The 19,744-nt window shown below is 41.9% G+C and carries 16 protein-coding genes; 2 read left to right on the forward strand and 14 right to left on the reverse strand.

Features of this window, described 5'->3' with window-relative positions:
* Positions 1 to 11: 11 nt before the first annotated feature.
* From EC328_RS07280 to EC328_RS07290, 3 genes are all read right to left on the reverse strand, one after another.
* Positions 12 to 1,622: a carbon starvation CstA family protein gene (locus EC328_RS07280; protein WP_128426158.1), complete on the reverse strand. Its 1,611-nt coding sequence runs from the start codon at positions 1,620 to 1,622 to the stop codon at positions 12 to 14.
* Positions 1,623 to 1,659: 37 nt separating this feature from the next.
* Positions 1,660 to 2,163, reverse strand: coding sequence for a DUF8052 family protein (locus EC328_RS07285; protein WP_128426159.1), 504 nt, complete (start codon positions 2,161 to 2,163; stop codon positions 1,660 to 1,662).
* A gap of 269 nt (positions 2,164 to 2,432) precedes the next feature.
* Complete coding sequence (locus EC328_RS07290; RefSeq protein WP_128426160.1) at positions 2,433 to 3,230, reverse strand: M55 family metallopeptidase; 798 nt, start codon at positions 3,228 to 3,230, stop codon at positions 2,433 to 2,435.
* Positions 3,231 to 3,418: 188 nt separating this feature from the next.
* Between EC328_RS07290 and rpsD the strand changes: the two genes are divergently transcribed.
* A complete protein-coding gene (rpsD, locus tag EC328_RS07295) occupies positions 3,419 to 4,009 on the forward strand; it encodes a 30S ribosomal protein S4 (protein WP_128426161.1) in 591 nt (196 codons plus the stop codon).
* A gap of 115 nt (positions 4,010 to 4,124) precedes the next feature.
* On the opposite strand, the gene EC328_RS07300 is transcribed toward rpsD, so the two are convergent.
* The 11 genes from EC328_RS07300 to EC328_RS07350 all read right to left on the reverse strand — a co-directional run bounded on the left by EC328_RS07300 (position 4,125) and on the right by EC328_RS07350 (position 19,343).
* Positions 4,125 to 7,685: a molybdopterin-dependent oxidoreductase gene (locus EC328_RS07300; RefSeq protein WP_128426162.1), complete on the reverse strand. Its 3,561-nt coding sequence runs from the start codon at positions 7,683 to 7,685 to the stop codon at positions 4,125 to 4,127.
* Between the two features lie 16 nt (positions 7,686 to 7,701).
* A complete protein-coding gene (gene nuoF / locus EC328_RS07305) occupies positions 7,702 to 9,447 on the reverse strand; it encodes an NADH-quinone oxidoreductase subunit NuoF (RefSeq protein WP_128426163.1) in 1,746 nt (581 codons plus the stop codon).
* Positions 9,448 to 9,981 (reverse strand): NADH-quinone oxidoreductase subunit NuoE, encoded by a 534-nt coding sequence (nuoE, locus tag EC328_RS07310; protein WP_206363830.1) that lies wholly within the window; start codon positions 9,979 to 9,981, stop codon positions 9,448 to 9,450.
* 227 nt (positions 9,982 to 10,208) lie between these two features.
* Positions 10,209 to 11,558: a TldD/PmbA family protein gene (locus EC328_RS07315; RefSeq protein WP_164906057.1), complete on the reverse strand. Its 1,350-nt coding sequence runs from the start codon at positions 11,556 to 11,558 to the stop codon at positions 10,209 to 10,211.
* Positions 11,558 to 12,946 (reverse strand): TldD/PmbA family protein, encoded by a 1,389-nt coding sequence (locus EC328_RS07320; protein ID WP_128426165.1) that lies wholly within the window; start codon positions 12,944 to 12,946, stop codon positions 11,558 to 11,560. The genes EC328_RS07315 and EC328_RS07320 overlap by 1 nt, the downstream gene beginning before the upstream one ends.
* The gene (locus tag EC328_RS07325; protein ID WP_128426166.1) at positions 12,936 to 13,493 is read right to left on the reverse strand and encodes a class IV adenylate cyclase; all 558 of its coding nucleotides are present in this window, start codon (positions 13,491 to 13,493) and stop codon (positions 12,936 to 12,938) included. The genes EC328_RS07320 and EC328_RS07325 overlap by 11 nt, the downstream gene beginning before the upstream one ends.
* Complete coding sequence (gene nagB / locus EC328_RS07330) at positions 13,490 to 14,248, reverse strand: glucosamine-6-phosphate deaminase (protein ID WP_128426167.1); 759 nt, start codon at positions 14,246 to 14,248, stop codon at positions 13,490 to 13,492. The genes EC328_RS07325 and nagB overlap by 4 nt, the downstream gene beginning before the upstream one ends.
* On the reverse strand, positions 14,229 to 14,939 hold the full coding sequence (locus tag EC328_RS07335; protein WP_128426168.1) for a metallophosphoesterase: 711 nt from the start codon (positions 14,937 to 14,939) through the stop codon (positions 14,229 to 14,231). The genes nagB and EC328_RS07335 overlap by 20 nt, the downstream gene beginning before the upstream one ends.
* A 15-nt stretch (positions 14,940 to 14,954) precedes the next feature.
* Positions 14,955 to 17,318: an ATP-binding protein gene (locus EC328_RS07340; protein WP_128426169.1), complete on the reverse strand. Its 2,364-nt coding sequence runs from the start codon at positions 17,316 to 17,318 to the stop codon at positions 14,955 to 14,957.
* Positions 17,299 to 18,396 (reverse strand): metallophosphoesterase family protein, encoded by a 1,098-nt coding sequence (locus EC328_RS07345; RefSeq protein WP_164906058.1) that lies wholly within the window; start codon positions 18,394 to 18,396, stop codon positions 17,299 to 17,301. The genes EC328_RS07340 and EC328_RS07345 overlap by 20 nt, the downstream gene beginning before the upstream one ends.
* Before the next feature lie 14 nt (positions 18,397 to 18,410).
* The gene (locus tag EC328_RS07350; protein WP_164906059.1) at positions 18,411 to 19,343 is read right to left on the reverse strand and encodes a 1-phosphofructokinase family hexose kinase; all 933 of its coding nucleotides are present in this window, start codon (positions 19,341 to 19,343) and stop codon (positions 18,411 to 18,413) included.
* A gap of 128 nt (positions 19,344 to 19,471) precedes the next feature.
* On the opposite strand from EC328_RS07350, the gene EC328_RS07355 reads away from it, so the two are divergent.
* The gene (locus EC328_RS07355) at positions 19,472 to 19,741 is read left to right on the forward strand and encodes an ACT domain-containing protein (protein WP_128426172.1); all 270 of its coding nucleotides are present in this window, start codon (positions 19,472 to 19,474) and stop codon (positions 19,739 to 19,741) included.
* The last annotated feature ends 3 nt before the right edge of the window (positions 19,742 to 19,744 follow it).

The raw sequence follows: 19,744 nt of genomic DNA on the forward strand, positions 1-19,744 counted from the left end.
TTATAATTTAACTATTTTTTAGTTTCTACTGCTTTGTTCCCAAACAGGATATTGTATCCCTCAATAGCAAGGATTATTGCTAGTATGAACAAAGCAACCGGGAATATTACCAGAATGTAGTTCCCAGCAACGAAGTTGGTTCTGATTAAGAATACCAATGCTGTCAATGTTACAACTATCATGAAAATCATTGGTACAGTTATCATGTGGTAATTCTTGCCGGTCTTCTTGAGCCATACAGCGACTGCCAATAGTGACAATCCAGCGAGAAGTTGGTTAGCAGATCCGAATATCGGCCAGATCCTTGCATAACCGCCTGATGCAAGGTACCCACCAATCAATACTGTGATACCCGTAGATACATACATGTTGGTCAATGGATTTTGTTTAGCAGCATCAGGTTTGTCGAAGAATTCCTGGAATATGAATCTTGCAAGTCTGGTTGCTGTATCCAGTGTGGTCAATGCAAATGCTGAAACTGCAAGTGCTACGAAAGACTTACCAATGCCAAATGGTATTCCAAACTTGGACATAAATGTTCCAACTCCGTTTGAGAATACATTAACTGGTCCGCCCTTAAGAAGCTCTGCCAATTCACCTTGAGTTACATAAGCTGCTGTTATTAAGGCAATTATTGCAAGTACACCTTCAATAAGCATAGCACCGTAACCAATAATCTTTGCATCTTTTTCATTGTCAAGCTGCTTGGAGGTCGTACCTGATCCTACAAGTGAGTGGAATCCGGAAATAGCACCACAAGCAACAATGACAAACAGCATCGGGAACATCCACTGGCCATTTACATTGAAAGCTGTAACAGGAGCAAGTTGAATCTCAGGTCTGAAAATTACTATACCGACAACAGCACCAGCAATCATCGCATACAAAAGGAAAGAGTTCAAATAGTCTCTTGGTTGTAGCAAAATCCAAACAGGAACTGTAGATGCTATAAAAATGTAGACCATAAGAATAATAATCCATGTGTTAAGGCTTAGTGACAATGGGAACACATTCCCTACCCAAACCATTGTGAATAGTAAAACTACTCCTATAATTGTTCCTACAGTCAGGTTCATTCCTTTTCTGTATACTGCATATCCAAACACTACAGCAAGTGCAATAAACATTAATGATGTGGATGCAGCTGCAGGTACTGATACAAATGTACTGGCAACGATGTTTGTAAAAGCAGCAACTACCAACAAGAGAGTTAACCATGCAAACACAGAGAACAACTGCATCCCTCTATGTCCCATATTGGTATTAATAACTTCACCGATAGACTTGCCTTTATGTCTTATAGATGCGAATAGTGATCCAAAGTCATGGACTCCACCGAAAAATATACTCCCGATAACGATCCACAAGAGAACAGGTACCCATCCAAAAATTGCTGCTTGGATTGGTCCGTTGATAGGTCCTGCTCCTGCGATAGATGCGAAGTGGTGTCCCAATAGTACTGCTGGTTTAGCTGGTACATAGTCAACACCGTCATTTATCTCATGAGCAGGGGTCTTTCTGCTTGGGTCAATGCCCCACTCCTTGGCGAGCCACGAACCGTATGTAGCATAAGCAGCAATAAAAACTAAAATTCCAATAATGATTAACCAAAGTGCGTTCATGAAATCCCCTCCCTATGATTTTGGAAATAGAAAGTCACTATATTTTGAATAACTTTTCGACCTCCCTTCCCTTCTTATTTGATATAACAATTCCGTCCTTCAGGGATACTATCAGAATTCTGACGTCCACCCATCCCCTCAGACCGAATGAATATCCTTTATGGTAATTGAACTTACGAACTGAATTTACTAAGTCAGAACCTAAATTGCTCAACGAGTTTTCAACAACCATTACACCAGTAACGATACTTGACATGTGCTCTGGATGTGGTTCAACAACCTCCTCAATTAAATTTACTATACAATCAGTAAAATCATTTATAGAATGTTCGTCCAATGAATCTAAATGCTTTAGTAAAATATGTTCATGGCTTTCAAGTCCGTAGATTTTAGCCTTCTTTGAAAGCATATATCTTTCAGTTCTTATATAGTACCTGGCATAAAGGTTAAACATCTCATTCCCCAGTGGATAGTCTCTATAAAGGTCAAAACTGTTTCTTAGCTTGTTTTCAAGATTTTCCAAATAATTCTCGTAGTTCATGCCTGTCCTCACTTTTTGCATTGGTAAATGTCATGTATCATATTGATGTTTACAACTTTGTTGTACTACTACTAATTGTACTACTACTAAATTGTAGTGTCAATGACTTGAGTTCAAAATATCGGACAGGATGTTTGTAACGAAACCCTATGAATCAAGCCATTTGCTATATATTTTAAGTACAAATGTTAAATTTTTGACTTTCTTAATGCTCCCAGAACATTGCTGATTGCACATCTTAGAAAGTGAAATCAGTTTTATCAATACTCCTATACTACATAATTAAATAGTCTCAATACTTCGATATAATCCTTTGAATTGAAACAGATAGTGTGTTCATCTATTTTTTCTACTCCAGGATAGTGTGACTTGCCGTAGGCATCCTTATGGTTCTTGTATTTGATCGACACATTGAATTCCTCAGGTAATTGAAGTTTATACCTTGAAAGGTCTCCTGTAAGTGCCTCCTTGACTCCTTCTTTGATCAGGTCGACTGCAAGCTCCGGATGTATATTTATTGTCGAATTCCCTCTTCCTTCCTTTACAGCTACTGTCTTTATTCCTGGAACAACTGCTTCTGCTTCTTTGCAAAGTCCTTTATCACCTGACAAAAATACAACCGGAACATTGTGATAGGCTGCTATGTAAGAATGAATGAGAAACTCACTTGCAACTCTCCCATTTATAATGATTTTATCCAACATTGTGTTCATTGTATGGGACAGTGGGTTTGTGTCAGTTCCTGCCGCTGAATGGTAACCTATGTAAATCAAGGCTGAGAAAGTTGAGTCCAGCTCCTGCACCATTGAATAAAGGCCTCCAGCCCAGCTTCTAACCAATTTAGTGTTTAGCGGGAGAACAGAATGGTCAATATTCCTACCGCTGTCATGAGCGTCCTTGATGATTATCTCTTCGGCACCAGCCTCATTGGCTCCGACACAAGCTGCCTCTACCTCCCTTGTCATCTGTTTTGCGTAGACCTGATAAGAGCTTTTGTCCTTCTCTGTCTCATCCCAGGTAGTACACCCTGTTACACCTTCAATATCTGCACTGATGAATACCTTCACACGTATCACTCCCAAATATTTTATAATTGTCCTTAAATACAATATACCATATTAAACTCATTTATGACATTTCACTTGAACATTCTACCTAATTGATAGCGTTTATCATTTACATGGGATCTATTATATGATATAATCACTGTGGCTCTAAAATTATCGCGGCAAATATTTTATGGAGTTGATAATTAATGGCTAAAATGATGGGTCCAAGATTTAAACTGAGCAGGAGACTTGGTCTGAATGTGGTTGGACATCCCAAGGCTATGGACAGGGCAAGGAAGGGAACTTCCCGAGCTGACAAAAAGTTGTCTGAATACGGCCAACAACTGTTGGAAAAGCAGAGGCTGAGGGCATATTACGGAGTGATGGAAAAGCAATTTGCGAAATATGTTGAAAATGCAAAAAAGAGCAAGGATCAGACCGGGCCTGCTCTTATCAGGATTCTTGAATCAAGGCTTGATAACCTTGTTTACAGGGTCGGCTTCGCATCATCGATCAGACAGGCAAGACAGATGGTCGTTCATGGACATGTTCTTGTTAACGGAAAAAAGATAGATATACCCTCTTATTTGTGTACCCCTGGTGATACTTTGGAATTAAGGGAAAAGTCAAAATCCGTGGAGCTTTTCAAGGAAAATTTTGAAAATGCATTTCTCAGCTCCCTTCCTTATATCATCAAGAACCAGGACAGGATGTCTGGAACTTTTCTAAGATTTCCTGAAAGGGAAGAGGTGCCGATTGAAATACAGGACCAATTGATAGTTGAATATTACTCTTGATCAAAATGGGAGCTTCCGCTCCCATTTTGATCAGAATGAAGACAAAGCTCAGCAATCAATAAAGATTGTTGAGCTTTGTCTTCATTCTGAGAGGCAGGTTTCCCTGCCTCCGATCTTATATTTCTTCCAATACCTTAGCAAACTCTTTCTCCACAAAGTCTGTTGAAATCCTTTTATCAAACAGCTTCCCTTCTGAGATTGCTGCAAGTCTGGCTTTCCCATCCGGGAAGTTGAAGCCCCTGGTGTAAAGGATCTCAGTTCCTCCTATAGGCCAGTAAGTCGATCCATCTAACTTGAACAAATCCTTGTATTCAGGCACGGCCTTGGATACTTCCTCTGTAAGCTCCTCGACCTTTTTGTACTTATTGACTCTGCCGAGGATATACATCATCTCGTTTATCACCTGCCAGTTTGCGTAGCCGGTAAGCGGCGGGATTGCCGTGTTTGTCCACTGGATCCTTCTCTCACTGTTTGTGTAGGTCCCTTTTGATTCGGCATAGCTTACTGCAGGTATTACAACATCGGCCTTCTCTCCAGATGGGGTGAGATAAAGATCCTGTACTCCAAAGAACTCAAGCCCATCTAAATATTCAACAGGAATATCCTCGCCAAAGGACATCAATCCTTTTATCTTCCTTGCCCTGATACCCTCTACTACATCTTTCCAAGGCTTATCTACTCCCAAATCCGCTAAGCCTTGGCTGTTATTCTTTGGCTTAAGCTGGATGATACCTCTTCTTGGCTTGCCAATCTGGCCTGAAATAACAGCAATATTTGCAAGCATTTTTGCAGCTTCAGCAGTAAGGTAGTTCTGATCAAATATTATGACGGGCTTCTTGGCCTCAAGATATAGCTCTGCAATATCAATTGCCTCAGGCTTAGGCTGTAATCCTTCAAGTGATGCCTTCAGCTCTTCAAAGCCTTCTGCATTCTTGGGCTCAAAGCCTTTGTCAATGATCACCTTCAGTATGCCCCTTAGGCAGGTAAGGTCATTATCCGGACAATCCACAGCGCTTGACCATTCATTTATCTGGTCATAGCTGTTATTTATTACTACCATCCTTGCTCCTCTGTCAACTGCATGCTTGACCTTAAGAGCAGCAATGGTATGGTCCTTCATCATATCAGCTCCCATAACGAGAATGAAGTCTGACTGCTTGATCTCTTCAAAGGTATTTGACGATGCATCATAGCCAAGTACGTCCTTTATCCCGCCATAGGTTCTGTTGAAGCAAGTGATGTTTTCAGTTCCCAAAAATTCTGAAGCAAATTTCTTGGCAATGAATATCTCCTCATTGGTAAGCTTGTCGGATATTGCAACTGCAACCGATTCAGGACCATACTGGAGTTTGAGAGACTGAAGCTTCTTGGCAGCAAGTCTCATTCCCTGATCCCAGGTACCTTCTACGAGCTCGTCGCCCATCCTGACCAAAGGCTTGGAAAGTCTCGTCTTCTGCTTGCCTTGATTATATCCAAATCTTCCCTTGACGCACAGCAGGCCTTCATCTACCTTGCTTTCTTTATCTGGAACTGCTCTATAAAGCATTTCTCCACTTGTCTCTATGTCGATATTACAGCCAACTGAACAGAAGGAGCATATCGTCTTAGTCTTCTCAGTTTCAACAGGCACCGATTTATCTATCTGCAGTCTCTCCTGAATTGCACCTACAGGGCAAACACTGACGCACTGTCCACAGGATATGCAGGATGTATCTGCCAGTCTCAGGTCTAAGGCCGGCTTTACAATGGTATCGAAGCCTCTGTCAACCAACCCGAGGGCCCCATTATCCATCACCTGGTCACATACCCTCACGCAAAGTCCGCAAAGAATACATTTGTCTGTATTTCTAACTATGAATGGGTGATCATCGTCCTGCTCCCTGTAATGTACCTCTCCTTCAAATCTTTCGGGCTGCACACCATAATCATTTGCATAGTTGTACAGCTTGCACTCAAAGAAGTCTCCACAACCGCACTCCAGACACCTCATGGCATCCTTCACAGCCTGCTCTGGAGTAAAGCCAAGATTCACCTCATTAAAGTTGTTCTTTCTCTCTTCTGCTGACAGATGAGGCATCGAAGATCTGTATTCTTTTGATCTATCTTTGTAATGCTCGCTTGTGAGATGTGTCCTCTCTACGACATAAGGTCTTCTGTATGGAATAACATGACCCTCAAGGTAAGAGTTAATTACCCCTACAGCCCGCTTAGCATCGCCTATCGCCTTAATGGCTATATTGGCTCCCTCATTGATCACATCGCCGCCGGCGAATATCCCCTCAACATTTGTTTGATAGCTGTTCTCATCTACCGCAATGGTTCCTCTTTTTGTTTTCTCAAGGATCTCAAAGCCATCCAGAACTGATTCCTGTCCAATCGCTCCAATGACAAGGTCTATGTCCAGGTACTCAAAGGATCCTTCAATTGGGATTGGCTTTCTTCTGCCGGATGCATCCTCCTCACCCAGCTCCATCTTCTGGAGCTTGATCCTTGCAGCTTTACCGTTTTCTTCAATTATTTCCAAAGGAGAGACGAGGAACTTGAAGATAACGCCCTCCTCTTTGGCCTCTTTTATCTCAATAAGCTCAGCGGGCATTTCCTCCTCAGTTCTTCTGTAAAGTACATATACCTCCTTTGCTCCAAGCCTTACTGCAGTTCTGCATGCATCCATAGCTGTATTTCCGCCGCCTACTACAGCGACTCTTTCACCAATCATCATATTTTCATTGATCGTTGCTTTTCTTAGGAAGTCGATACCGCCGATAACTCCAGAAAGATCCTCGCCCTTTACTCTCAGGCTGGTGCTCTTCCAAGCCCCTATGGATATATAGCATGCATCAAAGTTGTTTCTTATGTAGGAAAGATCCAGTTGCTCACCAACTTTGACATTATTGACGAATCTAACATTCATTTTCCTTATTATGTCTATCTCCTGATCGATAACGTGCCCAGGAAGCCTGTATTCAGGAATTCCATATCTGAGCATCCCGCCCATTTCAGGCATCTGTTCATAAATTGTAACCTCATGTCCTGCAACTCTAAGGAAGTAGGCCGCTGAAAGTCCTCCTGGACCACCGCCTATTATAGCTACCTTCTTTCCTGTCGGTTCGCCAAGCTCCGGCATAAAAACGTCGTCACTTGCGAGATCTATATCAGCAAGGAAGGATTTAAGATATGCAATCGATATCGGTTCTTCCACAAGCTGTCTTCTGCAGGCAGTCTCGCATGGATGTGGGCACACCCTTCCTATACAAGCAGGAAGTGGCAGCTGCTCCTTTATGAGCTTTAAGCCTTCTCTGTATTCCATGTTTGCAGCAAGCCCTACATATCCCTGACAGTCTGTATATCCCGGACATGCAAGAACACATGGCGGTCTGCAGTCTCCTACGTGATCTGACAAAAGCAGCTCCAGCGCTGTTTTCCTTGAGCTCTTAACTCTGTCTGTGTTTGTATTTATTATCATCCCATCGGATGCAACAGTTGCACAGGACCTCAACAGCTTAGGAATACCCTCAACCTCTACGACGCACAGTCCGCAGGAACCGTATATCTCTACCCTTTCATCAAAGCACATGGTAGGGATTTCTATTTTGTTTGCTCTGGCAATGTCAAGAATCGTCTGACCTGCATTACCCTTAACTTCTTTTCCATTGATATTCAAATTTATAACAGACATATTCACCCCCACCTTTCTATCTTATTTCTATAGCATCAAATTTACAAACCTCATAGCATTTACCGCACTTGATACATATGTCCTGATCTATCTTGTGGATCAGTTTGGGCTCACCAGTTATGGCTCCAACCGGGCAGCTTCTCTTACACATTCCACAGCCTATACAGTTGTCAAGAATGTCATATCTGATGAGCGCCTTACAGGATTTTGATGGACATTTCTTGTCATGTATATGAGCTTCATACTCATCCCTGAAATATCTGATCGTACTCAGGACAGGATTTGGAGCCGTCTGCCCAAGGCCACACAGTGAACCGTCCTTGACCTCGACTGCCAGGCTCTCCAGCAGCTCAATATCGCCAGGTCTTCCTTTCCCGTCAACTATTCTTTCAAGTATCTCAAGCATCCTCTTGGTTCCAAGTCTGCAGTGTATGCACTTGCCGCAGGATTCCTTACGTGTAAAGTCCAGGAAGAATCTTGCCATTGAAACCATACAGGTTGAATCATCCATTACTACCATTCCGCCAGAGCCCATTATTGCCCCGACCTTTCCAAGTGATTCATAATCTACGGTAGTATCCTCAAGATGTGCAGGAATACATCCACCCGAAGGTCCCCCCATCTGAACCGCTTTAAACTTCTTGTCGTTTAGTATACCGCCTCCAATACCGTATATGATTTCCTTGATTGGCATTCCCATTGGAACCTCCACAAGGCCACCTTTCTTTATCTTTCCGGTAAGAGCAAAAACCTTGGTTCCCTTTGACCTTTCAGTACCATAAGCTGCAAAGGCTGCTCCGCCTTTCCTGATTATCCATGGAACGTTGGCAAATGTCTCGACGTTATTAATGTTTGTAGGTTGCCCCCAATAGCCTTTTTGTGCCGGGAACGGAGGCTTAAGTCTTGGCATTCCTCTCTCGCCCTCAAGTGATGCTATCAAGGCAGTCTCCTCACCGCATACGAATGCTCCCGCACCAGCTTTTATTCTGATATCAAAATTAAAATTAGAACCAAAAATCTTTTTACCAAGATAGCCTGCTTCTCTGGCCTGTCTTATGGCAATTTCCAACCTCTTGATTGCAAGGGGATACTCTGCTCTTACATAGATAACGCCTTCCTCTGCACCTATTGCATAAGCACCTATAGCCATACCCTCCAAAAGTCTGTGTGGATCCCCTTCAAGTATGGACCTGTCCATAAATGCGCCTGGATCTCCCTCATCCGCATTACAGACCATAAACTTTGGCGTTGATTTTTCCCTATAAGCTGCATTCCATTTGAACCAGGTCGGGAATCCCGCACCACCTCTTCCACGGAGGCCTGATTCTTTCATTTCTTCAATCACTTGCTCCTGAGTCATTTCAGTAAGACACTTCTTAAGGGCTTCGTATCCCCCTCTTTCTATGTACTCTTCCAGTCTTTCCGGATTTATTATCCCGCAATTTTCTATTGCAATTCTTACTTGTTTTCCAAGTGCTTCCTCGTCGACAGCAGATATCTTGTGTGAACCTTCCTCTTCCTTTGCCAAAGCCTTATGAACAAGACCAAGGACATCATCACCTGATACCTTCACGTATCTTTCTAAATTATTATTCTCATCATAAATGTCCACTATTGGCTCGAGGTGGCACATCCCAACGCAGCCAGTAATCTCAAGATCGATATCGAGCCTGTTGTTTTTGACCTCACCATTCAGGACATCGTATACTTTTCTGGCTCCAGCTGCTATCCCGCAGCTGCCAAGACCGACGACAACCTTCATTTAATTCCCCTCCCTTTGAGCCAAGGTAGCTTTTCTCAGGCTCCTAAGAATATCCTTTGTCTTCTGAGGAGTCAAGCTTCCATATGTTTCTCCGTTTATCATCATTACAGGAGAAAGACTGCAGCAGCCAAGACAGGCTACATTATTAAGTGTAAAAACATTATCATCTGTAGTTTCGCCGTTCTTGATCCCAAGTTCTTCATTAATAGCTTCCTCTATGTTGTCTGCACCGTTTACATGACAGGCCGTACCTTTACAAAGCATTATCAGGTTCTCTCCAACAGGATTCAGCCTGAACTGGGTGTAAAAGGTAGCTACCCCATAGACTTGAGAGCTGTATATACCAGTCTCTCCAGATATGTACTCCAGCACTGACATTGGGAGGTAACCATAGGTTTCCTGTGCATATTGAAGAATAGTTATAAGACTTCCCTTTACCTCTTTGTACTTGGCTATGACTGAATCCATTTTTGAAAGGTCAACGGCCTCATCCAGGAAGTGTGATTTTAGTTCCTTTGCTCCACAGCAGCCCACAATATCAACTCCTTTGCTCTTAGATATAGTTCAACAAGTCCATTATATAATAAAGAATCTGAATTAACAATCTAAAGAGTCGTTATATAGAAAACATTCAATTTCCATTAATATACATTTGACCCATTCCTTAAATTGAGCCAATCCCAAGTTGCTTCGTAAGAAATCGAATGTTCATTTTGCAGTACTTATAATAAAAAAATTCATCCGGCCTTGCCGGATGATAATCATATGCCTGATATGGAGATTCTCTCAACCAACACACTTGGCGATCCAAAATGTCCATTACCAGGAAGTGTAAACTTAAGGTCAGAGCCTATTTCTTCAACGTGTAACAGTAGGTCATAAAAATTCCCGGATATCGTTATTCCATTAACAGGGTCCTCTTTTTTTCCCTTCTTTATTAAATAACCTTGGGCTTGTACAGAAAAATCTCCTGAGACTGTATCAAGGCCAGAGTGAATACCTGCAACCTTAGTTATCAGGATACCTCCGTCAGCTCTCTCCAGCAATTCTTCCAGTTCATGCTCGCCAGGTTCCATGTAGAAATTTGTCGGGCTTACACCAATTGCCGTCTTATATGATGTTCTGAATCCATTCCCTGTTGATTCAGTCATATCCTTTTCAGCTGTTCGAATATTGTGTAGATATGTCCTTAAAACTCCACTCTCCACAATCAGTTTCCTGGATGTGGGTATTCCCTCATCATCAAAGCTGGAGCCAGAAAAGCCATCCTTATGAAAAGGATCGTCAATCAGCGTCACTCCCGACGAGGCTATTTCCATTCCCAGCTTCCCCTTTAAGCCGGACAATCCCTTCTGGACATTATCTGCTGAAAATATAGGAGAAAAGGCTTCAAGCAGCTCAGCAAAAACATTATACCTTATGACTGCAGGGTACATACCGCTTGCAACAGGAGATGCTCCCAGCATTGAAAGTGATTCCTCTGCCGCTTCCTCGGACATTTTATCGATATCCATTTCCAAAGGGTTTCTGAAAAGTCTGTAGCTGGATCCAGTCTTTGTATCAGTGCCATTCCTTGAAACTACTGATACATATGCGAAGCCTCCTTCATCAGAATGTTCCAGATCAAGTCCCTTGCTATTCCTTACTATTCTCCTGGACTTAAATTCCTGGTACATGCATTCCTGGACTGATTGTATCCTACTGTCCCGTGAAAGTGTCTTCTCTTCAAGCTGAAGCATTGCTTTTATCTTATCCTCTGTTGTAATCGAGTTAAGCTTATTCTTCGGCTCAGGCATTGCATCATAGCTTTCCCCTGCTTCAGGGAGTGTAAGCCTTGTGTCAGTCTCTACTGACTCAGCACTGGAGAGAGCTCCTTCTATAAGTATATCAACTGACTTATCGTCGATGGCCTCTGTATAGGAGTAACCCGGCGAGCCTTTGAGTATCCCTCTAAGAGAAACCCCTGAAGTATTTGAGAAGCTGAATTTATCCAGTTCCCCCTTAAATACCCCTATCTTCAGGTTTTCGCTCTCTACCCTGAAAATCTCAGCTTCTTCAAAGATAACCCTGGATTTCTGAAATATTTTTCTGGTAAAGGTATTAAACTCCACTATTTATCACCATTCCTTCCACCAACAGTCAAGCTGCTTACTCTTATCATAGGCTGCCCTACATTTGCCGGAATTGAACCACTTTCAGCACCGCACATCCCCTGTCCCAATGCCAGGTTGTTTCCCACTGCATCAATAAGCTCAAGTACCTTGACACCGTTGCCGACAATAGTTGCACCTCTTAACGGCCTTGTGAGTCTACCATTTTTTATGAGGTAACCCTCCATTACAGCGAAATTGAAGTCACCTGTAGCCGGGTCCACACTTCCGCCTCCAAGGCTTTTAGCATACAAACCATATTCTGTGGTTGAGATAATATCCATGGGATCCATATCTCCATTTGCAATAAAGGTATTATTCATCCTTGAGGTCGGAGAGAATCTATATGACTGTCTTCTTGCAGAACCAGTAGATTCCATACCCATACGCTTGCCATTCAGCTTGTCTACCAGGTAGGATTTAAGAACCCCATTCTCGATAAGGATATTTCTCCTGGTAGGTGTTCCTTCATCATCGATTCCTGTAGTGCCCCAGCCGTTTGCTAATGTTCCATCATCTATAGCAGTTACCAATGGTGAAGCCACCATTTCGCCCAGCTTACCACCAAAAGCGGATACTCCCTTTGATACAAATGAAGCCTCTAGAGCATGTCCGCATGCTTCGTGAAACAGGACCCCTCCAAATCCGTTGTCTATGACTACCGGCATTATTCCACTGGGAGAATATTCTCCATGTATCATTTCTACAGCAATCCTTGAGGCTTCTTCAGCTATTTTTTCAACCGGATTGATGGAATAGAACTCGAAGCCCATCGATGCCCCTGGTGCATTATAGCCCTGCTGCATTTCCCCGTTCAGAGAAGCAACAGATGAAACTGCAAAACGGGTCCTTATTCTTTTATCAATGATCCACAACCCTTCAGAATTGGCAATTAAAATGTCCTGCTCTTCCTCCATGTAGCTTGAGGTTACCTGAGTTATCAGGTTACTATAACCCTTAGCAGAAGAATATGCCCTTTTCAGCAATTCAAGCTTCTCTGCTCTTGGAGTGCTGAAAAGCAGTTTATCAACCATGTTATAAATGGGAGCATCTTTCTTGTTGAATGCTAACTCTTTGGGCGAACCTTCTTTTATTGACTGCGCTGCCTCTGAAGCGAGCCTGACCATGTTATCCTCCGATGTGTCATTGGTATAAGCATATATGCTTTTAAGACCATTTATTATTCTGATGCCGGCACCATAGTCTCTACCGGATAAACTATCCTCAACAAGCCCTCCTACAGTCTTGATATTCCCAATAAGCTTATCCTCGGCAAAAATTTCAACAAATTCAGCACCCTTCATCATAGCAGCATTTATTGTATTGCTGACCACTCTTTCACTTAGCATCTGTATCCTCCCTTAACTTCCTCTGCAGTTCCACTATTGACAATCTGGAGACACTCTCTGGCTTTATTTGAAGAACTCCCAGGATCTCTGCAAGTTTTTCCTCGTTGTTGACTTCTATTTCCATGTAAGGATTTGGGTAAGTTTCCTTATCCCAGACATCTAAGTCAAGCCTTGCCCCGTAAAACAGATAAGATGTTCTGTCCTTAAAGCCAACAGTCACTTTATCAAATCCGAGCTCTCTTAAGATACTAAGCATGGTATTACTGTCGTCTATAGTCACATTAAGCTCCACATTTTCCCTCAAAACTTCATTACGAAGATTTTTTTTAAGAGTAAGCTCTGAAAACTCGTTTCCTGAAATAAGGTCTTCGGTATGTCTTATTCTTAAGTATGCATCAAGAAAAGACTTGATCGGCCTTGATTCAGAGTCTATAAGGATATTAGTCTGTTTCTCTTTTGATATAAGCTTTCCACCCAAAGCAATTATTTTTTTCTCCATTTCTTCAGGCTCGATGCCCAGAATCTTTACTTCCAGCTCTCTGATCATACAATAGCACCAGCCATTATTCTTCTATCTACAAGTGAGAAAGCTTCCTGGTCACATATCAATGTCACATCAGGGTGTAATAGCAGGAGAGAAGCAGGCAGCCAGGTGGTCACTTTACCTGAATTCAGTACTTGGCCTATAGCTTCAGCTTTTCCCTCTCCACTTGCCAGGAGTAATATTCTCCTGGCTTTCATAATACTCCCTATTCCCATGGATATTGCTTCTGTTGGAACGTTCTCCTTCGATTCGAAAAACCTGGAATTGTCTTCAATGGTCTTTTTACTTAGCTTTACAAGATCTGTTCCAAGATTCAGTTCCTCTGCAGGTTCGTTAAAGGCAACGTGACCATTTGAACCTATTCCAAGTATCTGAAGATCGATCCCTCCGGCATTTTCTATCATTCGGTCGTAAAGTCTGCCATATGTCCTGGGATCATTAGTCATACCATCAGGAACATGAGTATTATCTTTGTTGATATTGATATGATCGAACAAATTGTAATTCATAAAATAATTGTAGCTGTCATGGTTAGATGCTCTTAATCCAATGTATTCATCCAAATTGAAGGTAGTGACCCCGGAAAAATCGAGGCTATGCTCTAAATATCTTTTTATTAATTCCCTGTAGGTCCCGACAGGGGTTGATCCAGTGGCAAGACCTAATACAGCATTACCATTGGAAGAAACCAGTTCCTCGATTATATCTGCTGCTTTTCTGCTCAATTCATTATAGCTGTTAGCCAAAATTATTTTCATCTCCTACCTCCATAATCGGTTTAAGTTTAAATTCTAAATAATCACTGGATACAAGGTGCAGCGTCAATCCTTCAAGGTCTCCTTCTACAGAATACTTGTGCCCTTCTGCATGAAGATGTCCGTAAATACATACATTAACATTATATTTCCTCATGATGTCAACAAATTCATTTGGTCTTAGCTTATTGTCAAAGGGAGGATAATGGAGCATCACTATCCTGGTGGTGCAAGATTTGTCTATAGCCAAAATCGAAGTCTCCAACCTTGCCAGCTCCCTCTTGTAAATTTTCTCATCACCTTCATCAAATCCTTCCGAATCTCTGGACATCCAACCTCGGGTTCCCGCAATACCTACGTTATAATAATTTTCAGCAGTATTTCTCATAAATCGAATGGATTTTAACGAAAGACCATCAAGCTTTGACATGCTCTCCCACCAATAGTCGTGATTACCCTTGATAATGAGTTTTTTTCCTGGTAGCGAGTCTATTAGTCTCAAATCAGGAACAGCATCCTCAAGTCTAAGTCCCCACGAAACATCCCCTGGTATAAGAACGAGATCTTCATCTCCGACTTGCTCTTTCCAGTTCTCGACTATTTTTTTTTCATGGCCTATCCACCTGTCACCAAAGATATCCATGGGCTTTTGTCCGGAATGATCCAGGTGGAGATCTCCAATAGCAAATATCATATCAGCACCTCAGTGTTAATTAAGTTCAATTAGATTATAACTTTTACCAAGCTTATCGAGCAAATACATTTCTCTTTCATGGCTGGTAAAGAGCAGTATCTGTCTTTCTCTTGCTTCCTCAATAATCAAAGATAATGAAGCCTCAAGCCTTTTTGAATCGTATTGTTGAAAGCATTCATCAAAAAATAAAGGGGTATTCCTTGGGACTAAGCTCTTTAGCATCCCAATCCTTAAAGCAAGATATAGTTGATCAGCAGTCCCTCCACTTAGATCGTCAAGGTTGAGAAGCTTGCCTGTTGAATCATCCATAACCCTTGCACTAAGCATTTTATCAATTTTTGCAGTATTGTAGGTCCCTGCAGTCAGTATTCTAATAGCTTCACTTACCTCTTTGTTTAGGACTGGAGCAAAATCTCTATGCATTTCGGCAGATATGCTCTTTATTTTCGAGGTTGCAAGATCAATGGCTTTTTTCTCTATTTCAAGTTCGGAGAGCTTTTGCATGCAAAGATCTCTTTCCTCCTCCATCTCAATTTTATCCCCCAGGCTCTCCTCATACGCGATTATCCTTCCATCCAACTCCTTAATGGCCATCCGCAGATTTTTAAGCTCCTCATCAAGTTCAGACAACTCCTTCAGAACACCCTCCTCGTCAAAGTCCAAGGGAAGCTTTTCATTGTCCAGACTTGTTGCTTCTTCACTTTCTTTTGGAAGCAAGGCGATTTCTCCCTCAAGTCCCTTAAGCTGTATCTGTTTGTTGGAAATTTCTGCCTTCAATTTGCTGTGCAATGCCTTGTTTCTTAAACCAGTCTTAAACTCAAGTGTATCAGAAACCCTGTTATCCCGTAATATCCCTGCAAGTTGTTTCTCCAGCATCGACAGTTCTGTAAGCTCCTGTTTCCGTCTTTCTTCGATTGCCAGCATAGATTCCTCAAGCTCCATCCTTCTTAGTCTGTTTAACTCTAAAGATGAAATTTCGAGCTTTGCACTTTCGAATTCTTGCCAGAAATCCTTTAATGTGCTCTTGCCGTTCTCAGAAACGATTGCTTCAAGATCAACAATATATTGCAGTTTCTCCCTCAGTTCAGCAATAGACTTTGCTGATTTTTTCGTTGAAAAATAAAGGAGCAGGCCAACTATGAGGAACAGTTGGATGAAGAGTAGCAAAGAAAAATTCCTTGTCTGAAGCAGCACTCCACTTCCAATGATGTAAATACACGCTGCTACTGTCAAAAATATTGAAGTGTTTCGTTTTTTTACCTCAATACTTTTTACTTCATACTCAACTGCTTCCCTCGTGGCATAACCGGCAGATGATTCAAGACGTTCAGCTTTGTGCCCATCCTCGATGATCTGCTTCAGCTCTTCTGTTCTTTCTTTGTTATCAGACAACCTTAATAATTGATCCTGTAAATTACCCCATTGTTCATCAAACCCGGATATCCTGTCCTTGGATAATCTGATGTCAGATTCGAGGCGATAGCATTCCTCAAGATCGTCCTCAACAAGAACACTATAGGACTCTATATCCAAGCATTTGAGCTCAAGTTCCTTTATATCCCTGACGATTGAATCAATTTTAGCCCTCTTATCCCTTCTCCTTATAGCATTGATCTGATCTGCCAGTGATATCAGGTAATTATATCTATCTACCTTATGATCCAGCATTGTTGAAAGCTCCTGTCTCTGGATGGAGGCTGAATCATAGCGGTTCTTGATCTCATTGAGCTCGTTAAGCCGTTCTTCAATATCAGCCAGTCTTCTGGAAAGCTGACCGAACCAGGTCCTTGAGGTTCTATTGGTTCCAATATCAGCTGATTTCCTATCCAGAAGCTTTAAGGCTTTCTCCACCGAGATTGAATCATGTCCTGTTGCGGCTGCGTTGATCATTTTTTCCCTTATTTCCTCTGAGAGCCTTGAATCTGTATCAATTGCCCTTTGTCCAACATAAATCGTATTGTAAAATATGCTGCTGCTGACTCCGATAAATTGATAGCCCGGCTGTGCTATTCTTCCAGACGGTCCCAGCCTCATTTGCGAGGTAACATCCTCGCCAGTAGCTTCATCGATTATCCGCGTCATTTCTCTGCCCTTTACAAAACTACGATCGATTATGTATCCAACCCCATCCTTGATCAGAGTCAATCTGCCGCCATAGGCTTCTCCGACCCACGGAGTGTATTTTGAATGCTCCGGATTATATATGGCAGACTTGACTCCCGGTTTCAGGAACCCGTAAAGCATACCTCCAATGAAGCTATGGATGGTGGTCTTACCGCTTTCATTGAGACCATAAATGACGTTTAAACCTTCCTCAAGGCTAATCCTTTTATCCCTAAGCTTCCCAAAGGCTCTAATGTCAATCTCTCTTATCAGCATCAGAAGATCCTCCTTCCAAAAGAGCCTCAAGTCCCAAGTAAAGAGCTCTTCTTCCTACATCAGTTGCAATATCCTCTTCAGTGAATGATTTTATGAATGAACCTATTATATTCCCTTCATTCATTTCCAGAAGTTCATCCAAATTTATATCAGGACTCGATTTATCCTGGATCTCTATATGGTAGCAATCCTTTTCAAGCTGATCATATAATGCCTCAACATTAAAATGCCTGGGTGAATGCCCAGATAACAGGATTCGATGAAAATCGTCTTTCCCTGCCCCAGTCACAATGTCTTTTGCAGTCCCATAAATATCACTATGGGTCATATCACCACTTAATTGGATATGGTGCAGATGAAATTCCCTTGTGCTAAATGGTGTAAAATTAAAGCTATTGGTTTCTCCGATTTCCCCAAGAATAAACCCTCTTCTCCCTGGCTCACCAAAGTCCAGACCCTCAAGCGAGCCGCAGTAGGCAATATTATGGGCTATAAACATTGGCTTATGTATGTGTCCAAGTGCAATATAGTCCATTTTCAAGGACTCCAGATTTTTCTTCTCAAGTACCATATACTTACTTGTACTCATAACATCGCCATGCAGCATGAGAATATTATGGCAGCCATCGACCACCCTTATACCACTGATGAAATCAGACGTATCCATAGATTTGATCCAGCTTACGCCGTGCACCGCAACGCCTATATCATCCAATCTTTTTGTTTCAACTTCCTTTCCCTTGAATACTGTGACATTATCGCTGAAGCTCCACCTGGATAGTATTGAATCTGAGGATAACATATCGTGGTTCCCTGCAATAATGAAAAACCTAACACCTTCAGCGGAACTAAGAATATTTGAAAGCCTTGCAATATCTCTCTGTGTAAAATTGTCTTCCTCAAGCAAATCACCTGAAATAAGGAATAAATCTATGTTTTCTTCAACAGCATATGAAACAAGCCTCTGGAATGAGCTCCACAGCTCTTCTCTTCTCTTCCTGCCTTTTTCTGGTCCGAAGGAGGTATTTGTGAATCTCAGTCCAAGATGTATATCGCCAGTATGGATAAATCTAATCATTTGATCCCCCGCCTTCATATATTTCTAAAGGTTCTGACCTCCAGTTTATTCATAAGCCCCTTAATATCGGACATGTCGACCTCTCCAGATCTTATGAAGCAATGTATAAGACTTGCTGCTGAACCAAGTCTGAAAATCGTCTCCTCATCATAGCCTCTTATCATTCCCAATGCCACTCCCGCGAGCAAATAACCATAATTAGTATTACAGTGTTCCCTTCCGATTGAAGGAATATCTACCCTGTAGCCCTTTTCATCAGAAAGCACCAGGGCTCCCTTCTCTCTTAGATCCACGAAAACATACTCAATGTCCTTATCCAGCAAATATCTGCAAGCCTTAATTATCTCAGAGTCATACTCAAGCTTAAGGTGAGTTATGTTCTCAAGACTAGCCAGATCAAGTGCCATGAGGTAGGGAGAACCCTTCACTGCCTGAGCAGCATCTCTTCCCTTTAACGCTGCTAAGGATCTTCTTCCAAACTGTCTGGACATTATGAGCATTTCCTCCAACATACCATCAGGAAGATTATTTGGAACAGTACCTGTGATACACGTAATTTCACAGGTATTAAGATTTTCTTTAAAATGCCTCAGATAGACAGCTGCCTCGTCCTTTGACAGTCTTGGTCTGATCTCAGAAATCAAAGTCTGCCCATCGCTATAGTGTATAAATAACTGTTCACCTGTAGATTCCCTGATCTCAACAAAATCATGCTCGATTCCTGATCCATCAAGAAAATCTCTGACAACCTTTCCGGTATATCCTCCGGAGATTCCGCAAACCAATGCATCCTCATTCATTATTCTCAGCATCAGTGCAAGCTCGATACCTTCACCTCCAGGAAATATATCTATTCTTTCAGGAGTTAAAGCTCCTGGATGGTCCTTCCTAAATGGAACTTTGATTCTTTTCCTTAAAACAGGATTTAAATCTACAGATAATATCACAGTATACACCTCCCATTAGAATATTATACCCTTCACACAGGTGAAATGGCAATTGGCATTGCCATTTCAGCATTGAAAACAACTCTTTATAATTATATAATGAAGATGACTTACGAGGAGGGATCTGTATGTATGAGGAGTATGGCCTTTCAGGCCAATTATCTGCATTTGTACTTAAGTATGCCGATCAAAAGGGTATAATAAGCAAGGTGAGTTACATTCTGGCTTCTCACGATGTAAATATTGCCAATATGAGAGTAGAAAGAACCGGCGATACAGCAGTCATGATATGTGAGGTGGATGGATTTTTAAGTGATGAAACATTGGCAGAAATAACCGGACTCGACGAGATTAAATGGTATTGGAGCTATAAGCCTGATAAAAATTTTGAAAAATAGATT

It is taken from the genome of Gudongella oleilytica, assembly GCF_004101785.1.
GTDB lineage: Bacteria > Bacillota > Clostridia > Tissierellales > Tissierellaceae > Gudongella > Gudongella oleilytica.